The organism is Thiomicrospira sp., assembly GCF_014859555.1.
GTDB lineage: Bacteria > Pseudomonadota > Gammaproteobacteria > Thiomicrospirales > Thiomicrospiraceae > Thiomicrospira.
In genome coordinates, this window is sequence record NZ_JACUTY010000067.1 from 1 (window position 1) to 7,605 (window position 7,605).

Annotated in this window: 10 protein-coding genes; all 10 read right to left on the reverse strand. The window is 40.6% G+C overall.

Features of this window, described 5'->3' with window-relative positions:
* Nucleotides 1–872 (reverse strand): AAA family ATPase (locus IBX48_RS09185; protein WP_296833586.1); only part of this gene is annotated, 872 nt, incomplete at its 3' end.
* Nucleotides 873–921: 49 nt separating this feature from the next.
* Nucleotides 922–1,077 carry a hypothetical protein gene (locus tag IBX48_RS09190; protein WP_296833589.1) on the reverse strand — a complete coding sequence of 52 codons (156 nt, stop codon included), beginning with the start codon at nucleotides 1,075–1,077 and terminating at the stop codon, nucleotides 922–924.
* A 305-nt stretch (nucleotides 1,078–1,382) separates the two neighbouring features.
* Entirely contained in the window at nucleotides 1,383–1,511 is a 129-nt protein-coding gene (locus IBX48_RS09195) for a hypothetical protein (RefSeq protein WP_296833592.1), read from the reverse strand.
* A 144-nt stretch (nucleotides 1,512–1,655) separates the two neighbouring features.
* On the reverse strand, nucleotides 1,656–1,976 hold the full coding sequence (locus IBX48_RS09200; RefSeq protein ID WP_296833595.1) for a hypothetical protein: 321 nt from the start codon (nucleotides 1,974–1,976) through the stop codon (nucleotides 1,656–1,658).
* Between the two features lie 34 nt (nucleotides 1,977–2,010).
* Nucleotides 2,011–2,223, reverse strand: coding sequence for a hypothetical protein (locus IBX48_RS09205; protein WP_296833598.1), 213 nt, complete (start codon nucleotides 2,221–2,223; stop codon nucleotides 2,011–2,013).
* A complete protein-coding gene (locus IBX48_RS09210; protein WP_296833601.1) occupies nucleotides 2,220–3,263 on the reverse strand; it encodes a YaaC family protein in 1,044 nt (347 codons plus the stop codon). The genes IBX48_RS09205 and IBX48_RS09210 overlap by 4 nt, the downstream gene beginning before the upstream one ends.
* 4 nt (nucleotides 3,264–3,267) lie before the next feature.
* Nucleotides 3,268–4,128, reverse strand: coding sequence for an AAC(3) family N-acetyltransferase (locus IBX48_RS09215; protein ID WP_296833604.1), 861 nt, complete (start codon nucleotides 4,126–4,128; stop codon nucleotides 3,268–3,270).
* On the reverse strand, nucleotides 4,118–5,374 hold the full coding sequence (locus tag IBX48_RS09220; protein WP_296833607.1) for an oligosaccharide flippase family protein: 1,257 nt from the start codon (nucleotides 5,372–5,374) through the stop codon (nucleotides 4,118–4,120). Before IBX48_RS09220 ends, IBX48_RS09215 begins: the two co-directional genes overlap by 11 nt.
* A 54-nt stretch (nucleotides 5,375–5,428) precedes the next feature.
* A complete protein-coding gene (locus IBX48_RS09225; protein WP_296833610.1) occupies nucleotides 5,429–6,538 on the reverse strand; it encodes a PDDEXK nuclease domain-containing protein in 1,110 nt (369 codons plus the stop codon).
* A partial coding sequence (locus tag IBX48_RS09230; protein ID WP_296833612.1) for an FAD-dependent oxidoreductase occupies nucleotides 6,535–7,605 on the reverse strand: 1,071 nt, incomplete at its 5' end. The genes IBX48_RS09225 and IBX48_RS09230, both read right to left, overlap by 4 nt.

The following is a 7,605-nucleotide window of genomic DNA, read 5'->3' on the forward strand; positions in this document are numbered from 1 at the left end:
ACAAGCGAAATGAAATTATCCGGTTCATCCCATAAGCAGAGTATCGGTTTGCCGTTGTTCATGCGCGCCAACAGGCCTGCTGCCAGCATAAAAATTTTCTCGCCGTCTGACAGTTGCGAAAAGTTGAGTTCGATTTTCTTTTTGCCATCGTTTTTAAACTCAACCTTCAACTCTTTTTCATCCGCCCCAATCGGGTTGAATTTAAAAAGCGAAAAGTCCGTTAAACGGTGCGTTAAAAACTCGTTAATTTCGCTATAAAGATTTGGGCTTTCTGCCAGCAGTTCTCTGATCCAATCGAGCAGGTGTTGGCCCTCTCTGTCTAAATAGGTGTTTTCGCCTTTGCTGGTGGTGGTAAAGTGTTTTGGGCATGGCGATAAAATCACAATGCTGCTTAACCATTTTCTAAATTGAGCAATCGGCTCATTATCATCGCGCACAGAGATCAACGGTAAACCAAAATGATGCCAATCGAGCGTGAATTCAGCGGCACTATTTAACAATGTTCGCCCGCCTTCTCGCTCAAAAAGAATTCGCCCATCGAATTTCAACTGTTCGTGTTTAATCTTTGGTTCGCGAAAACCTTCCGGCATTTCAATTTCAATGGTGTAAATAAACGACTTAGCGTCCAGCTCAACATCCAGCTCAAACTTCATTGGCTTGCTGTTGTCGCCAAACGCAAAGTCTTGCTTTTTTACCAAGTTTTTTATCTGCGTCACGCCTTGTGCGATCTGCTGAAAAATTTCAATCGCGTCGAAAACACTGGTTTTACCCGAACCGTTTTTGCCAAGCAACAAAGCACTTTTGATATGAGTTAAATCCAGCTCAAAATTTTGCAAACTTCTAAAGTTGTGCACATAGAGTTTTTTTAGCATTGTGTTTCCTCATTCAGTTCAGCGCGCTATTTTAACAGCTAGGATTAGATTAGTCGTTAGCGCTATCACCAGGCCTGGTGATTTCAATCACATCGCCAGCATAAGTTTCCACCTCAAACACCAAACCCAAAAACTCACCCAGCATAATATCCAACGCATAACGCTGTTCGGATTGGCAGAGATTGGGAATTTTAGTTTTTAGCAATGTTTGTCCTTTTGTTTTAAGGCGTGTTTTAAGGCTGGGTGTTGCAGTTAATGGTTGAATTCAAGCTTTTACAAATTTTACATTCACTCATTTCTGTATTCCCCTAACATTGGCTTATCACGACAAATGAAACGACCCTATGTCAATCATTAAGCAATCATCCACCAAGCAGAATTTAATATACAAATCATCGGTTGCGGCTTCCCCACACAGCGCCGAGTATATTGACAAATGTAATCATCATCCGGCGGGGTCGCATCATCATACATATGGGTTCTGCAAAAGTGCGTCTCGCTCAATTGCATCTAACAATCAATAGCATCATTCAGGTCATAGCCTAAATTCGCAATATCGCGCTGTACCTTTCGCCCGCGATATTCAACCCGAGAAGCAATCGCCGCTTTCTTTACATCGTCAAGATTGTACTCAGCCACCCCAACTCCATGTAACCATAATGGTTGGTTTATTACTCGTGCGATTTAATACAAGTGAAATTTTCATTTTACAAAAACAAATCCTTCACCCTCTGAACCAACAGGCCTGGTTGTTTACCGCGGATACGAAGAACTTCACAGATACTAAGATTTATTGCCTTGTTTTGATTCCATAAACATGACCAAAGCCGAAAACCCGAGTATTGGCAAAACGATCATCGACAAATAAACACCAACATAGCTCACAGTTAACAAAGTCGCTACCCAAGCGATGAGCGTAATAATAAAAACAAATGCCGCCGTTAATTTGGGATTTTTTAAGCTCCCGAAACCAAACAACCCGGTAACCGCTAAAGCGGGTATAGCAAAATAAGTGTAATAAACGCTCACATAAGGCAAAGTTAACAACACCACAGCATAACCAAGCAAAATAATAAAAAACAAACCGATAAACTTTACTCTCACAAGCCTGCGCCCTATTTGACCTTTAATCGCCTTTTTAAGGCAAAGCATGGTGTTTAATATTTTTGCACTGCGCCGAACCTGCATAAGAATCACCATACTTATTCGGGCATAAAGGCCTGGTGATTTCAATCACATCGCCATCATAGGTTTCGACTTCAAACGCCAAACCCAAAAACTCACCCAGCAGAATATCCAGCTCATAACGTTGTTCAGTTTGGCAAAGATGAGGGATTTTGATTTTTATCAACTTCTTATCCTTGGTTGAACAATTTTTAGGCCTGTTATTTCAGAGGCGATTTGGTCAATAAACTGAAATGGTGCACCTTTAATAAACTCACTTATTAACCAGTTACCATCAGTTGCAAGCAACCTTTCCAAGCCAGCAGAATCATAACGTGCCAACTCACTAAAACGATGCATTCCGGCAAACATCAATGTTAATAAATGACGTTCTGTTAAAGAATTTGTGGGCAAGTCTTTCTTTAAATACCATAAATCATTTACACCACTAATATGCGCAAAGATGCGACGATTGGCTGAATGGTAATTGCATAACCGCACTAAAGCTGCATCTTTTTGTAATTTGGTGGTCTTTCCTTTGAACCAGTTAAATCGTTTTCTTCTTCTGACAATCCAAGCTTTATCATTGAGTTGCAATTCGATTGATTTAGGTAGTGACTTCAATTTGCGAGAATCCGCAAAGTTGGGGTGAACCACCGCTTCAATCCAAGCCTCACGCGTTGACTCATGACGTACATAAGTTGGCGTTTTCAGAGGTATAAACAATTCTTGGCTTGAAGTATAAGTATGATTAAATGCTCGGTGAATAAACGGTATATTCCACAGCAAATCTTTCAACCGATATGCCTCAACAAGACTCCCTTCACCTAAATACCGACATAATGCAGCGAGCACGCCATCTGTTTTAAACGTTACCATTTCATTCGCTAAAACAGCTTTCGCTGATAAATCACGCCCACCTGAAACGCCATGTGTGCTGGCGTATTTAGCAACCTTAGACGATTCCAACAACGCCTTAGTCGCATTAAGAAAAGAATAGTAAAGCGGTAAAGGCATGACCTCTATGGGCGAGTCAGCAGCTTGCTCGTAAAACCGTCTACTCTGCACCCAACAACTTAAAGCCGAATTACACTTATTTCTTTTTAGCCACAACTCAATAAAAGACCAGACATCGTCGGTAATAACACTGGATGCCTTGAAGTCAACTTGCTTTATACCCTTCTGGATACACAAGTTTTTGCCATTGAGTTGGATAACACTTGACACTAATCTAGCTCTTTGTGGAAACAAACTTACGATACATTTTTCTAATAAAAAATGCCGGTGCATCTTGAAGGTTATCCCAGCGTCTTGCTCGGCATAAAAAACAATCAGGATTTTCACAGATATTATATTTTGGATTGTCTTTTAATATTTTGTAATCGATATCATAAGCTTTATTAGAATCTACTAAAACACTGTATGCGTTACCAACATAACCTTGTTGTAGAATCTGCTCCCTCACATAGTGCGCATAAAACTTAAAAAATGTTGAGCTACACCCACCAATATCAGTCCGTTTAAATAAATCTAACTTAGCTTGTTCTTTTTTATAGTAACAAGTATTTAGAGTTGGAAATATAATTCTCCTATGTAATCCCAAATCGACTTCTGCCAAGTGGGTAGTTGTAAAACCAGGACTTGTTGAGACACAACCCATCAAAGCCATCTTGCCATTTAACTGTTTAATTTTGCGTATTGGTTCATAAGCACCCGAGTTTTCATCATGGTCGTCTAATATAAAATCTGCATTTTTTCCAATTGCTACGTAAGAGTTAGTGGGATGACGACTTCTTTTTGCTTTAGGGTGGGATAACATTACATTTGCGAATGCTCCAGTATTCGCTTTATTCGAACCATCAAAAATATTTTTTTTATCTTTTCTTATAAAGGTAGCGCCTGTAAAGGCTAATCCAACCAATGTGCCGGATTCACCAAGTACACCAAGAATGACGTCAATATAATCCAACCTATTTCGACTTAGCTTACCAATTGAACCAAGGTCTGCTCGCACCAGAAGGGTATCCCCTACCTGCAAACCTAACTCGGTTAATTGAAACCTAATTTTATCTTTCAAATCCTCAGAATTCATTTTTTGCCATCTTCCTTAAAACAAAACCATAAAATAAATAAACTAGCATTATTGAGACTGAAAATGCTATTAAAAAACTTTCAAACTCCCATGATCCAGCAATAAGAAAAACGCATAAAGTTACAACAAGCAAGGTTATATTAAAATATAAAAAATAGTTCTGTTTCTCCATAACCGTATCAACGGGACTTACTGATGCAACAATAAAACGTATAGCAAACATCGGTATTAAATATGTTGCATATATACCTGCAACACGCCAGTGCTCTCCAAAGACTAGAGCAAACAAATCCTCTACAATTAACATTAGTATGCTAAAAATCGGTATGGACAGAAGTACCAACTTGACCAAAGTTTTATCAAAAGCAACTATAACCTTACCCGTTCTTTGCTTTTCATCACTTGCTTCTTTAAAAAAAACTTGAGAAATAGCTGAACCTATTAAACTGGATGGAAAACCTAACATTTTTTGCGCCAATGAATAAAATCCTAGTGTTGATACACTAAACGAAATTGAAATAAAAATACTTGTTAAATGATTCGATAGATTATTGGCCAAAATAGCCCACATTGAGAACTTGGGAAAATCTATATAACGCTTGGCCAAGCGTTTTATTTCTGTTTTTTTAACTTGTTTAAGATCATAGTTTTGTTGCGTGTTTTTTGCCAAGCGGTAGTTTGCGACGACTTGTGAAATGATTTGCCCTGTTATTAAGCCTGTTGCCCCGGCTTTAATAAAGCCCACTCCTAATTGAACACTGGCTGCAGCGGTTGCTTTATAAACATTAGCTTTGGCAATGTCTTTGTAGAGTTTTTTGCGGGTATTGAGGTAGTTGAGAACGTTAAATAGCCCAGTCATCAACACGACAAAAGGCGCGAAATAAAGCCAAAAGCCAATTTCTTGATTACCTAATAGGTTGGTTATTTGTGCATTGAGAAAAATGGCAGGGATTAACAAAACTGTCGAAAAGCACAGTGCAATTAATAAACCAAGTGCCGCAACATTGATGGCATCTTCATCTTTTTCGGGCAACATAATAGCAAGCTCATAGCGTCCATTCGCAATAGAGCCAAGAATCGCAGTAACTGCTACAAAAAGCGCAAGGATACCAAAATCTTCCGGTGTGTATAAACGGGTGAGTATCGGTGTAATCGCAATTGGAATCGCCTGTGCAATGGTTGTGCCGGTCATTAGGGTGAGCACATTGCGGCTAAACTCTGATTTGGGTTTTAGGCGTTTTATCATTTCACCAGACCTGGTTGTTTGTTAGCCACGGATGAGCACGGATTTTGACGGATACTATTTTTCACTAACATTCTCCGCTGCGATATCTTCTAAATCGTCTTTTACCAACGCTTCAAGTTCTTTGGTGCTTGGCAGCATGATTTTGTATTTGGATACGAATAGGTTTTTATCTAATCCAGCGGTGGCGTATTCTACTTTGATATTGTTTTTTTCGGTACAAAGTATGATGCCGATTGGCGGGTTGTCGCCCTGCATGGAAATTTCGTTTTTGTAGTAGTTTAGGTAGGAGTTCATTTGCCCGACATCGGCATGGCTGAAAGCTCTGACTTTTAGATCGACTAACACATGGCATTTGAGTACGCGGTGATAAAACACCAGGTCTATGCGGTCGTGTTCGTTTTCAATCGATATTTTTTTTTGTCTGGCTTCAAAACAAAAGCCTGTGCCAAGTTCAAGTAAGAATGACTCGATGTGATTGAGCAAGGCGGTTTCTAAATCGGTTTCGCTGTAGGTTTGCTTGGCTTCTAAGCCGGTAAATTCAAGAATGTAAGGTTCTTTGATTATCGCTGTTGGGTTAAAAGCTTCGGTTTTATTGTCTAACGATTGCAGTAACGTTTTTTTGTCAATTGATAAGCCGACACGCTCATAGAGCAAAGATGCAATTTGCCGTTTAAGCTCTCGAACACTCCAATTGCCTTTTATGATTTCGACTTCATAGAAGGTGCGCTTGAGTTCGTCATCGATTTTGACCAATTCGATAAAGTGGGTAAAGCTGCAGCTTCTTAATAGTTTTTCTGCAGGTACTTTTAAAGCCGATGAAGGTGTATTTACCGATTGGTCAATCACTGATTGACTTATTTTTATATCGACTTTGAATTGGTCAGTCAGTGATTGACTTATTTGCGGATAGGTTAGATAAAACTGACGCATGAGCTTTAATGCGGTGACCGACATCCCTTTGATATGGGCGAGTTTTTGAGCTAGATTTTCTATAAGCCGCGTGCCGTAAGCGGCTTTATCGCTACCGTTTTGTTCATATTCAACTATGTAATAACCAATCACGAAGTTGCGCAATGTTAGATTTACACTCACGGTTTGCAAAGCTTTTACTTGAAAAGTTTGGTGAACGGTATTAATTGTGGTTATAAGGTTTTCTAAATTCATAGCGTTCTCTTTACCTGGCCTGGTTGTTTGTTAGCCACGGATGAACACGGATTTGCGCGGACGTGTTTTGTTATTTTTTTGGCAAGTTTTCTTGCGGTTGTCCATTTGCCGCCGAATACGGTGATGAGGTTTTGATTTTGTTGAATAGTGTATTCGCGGGTCGCTTTGTTTGGGTTGTCGGCGCTTTTTATCAGTGGGCGCAGGCCTGCAAAGCTTTGCACGATATTTTGTTTGGTAATCGGCGTTTTGAAATAGTGGTTATAGGCGTTGATTAGGTAGTCTATTTCTTGTTCGCTGGGTGTTATGTTGTCGTTTAGCGTTTGGCGCTGTTCGGTGGTGCCGATTAGGGTTTTGCCTTGGTAGGGTAAAACGAAGAAGATGCGGCGCTCGTTGGGGGTTTCTAGGAAGTAGCCGTGTTGTGCTAATTTTTCACCCTCACCCCAACCCTCGACCGCTTTAGGCGTTTCTTCGATTCCCATCAAGGGAGAGGGGGCATTTACGAGTATGTGACTACCGCGAACAAGGTCTAGGGTGTAGTTTGGTTTGATGTTGCTTTGTTTGAGTAGTTGTTCTGCCCAGGGGCCTGCGATGTTGATGATTTTGTCGAAGGTTTGGGTTGTGCCATCGGCGAAAGCTAGGTTGCCTTTTATGTCCACTTTGGTGACTTCGGTGTGTTCTTTTATAACCAGGCCTGGTCGTTTTTTGGCTTGCTCGAGTGCCCAGAGACCTAGTTGGTGGTCGTCCATTTGGCCGTCGTAGTAGCTGAATCCTTTGACTAGGTTTTCGGTTTTAAGTTCCGGGCAGACCTGATGGATTTGTTGTTGGGTTAGGCTTTGGTGTTGGCCGATGTTTTGTTTGCCGGCTAATCGATCATAAAGCCATAAGCCAAGTTTATATATCCAGGCTGGGCGGCGGTTGTTTTGATAAATGGGGATGTAGAGCTTAATCGGCGTAGCTAATTGTATTTCACCCTCACCCCAACCCTCTCCCTGAGGGAGAGGGAGTTTCATTGTTGGTTTTTGTGCTATCCACCATTGGCGTTCTTTTAGGGCTTCTTTGACTAGGCG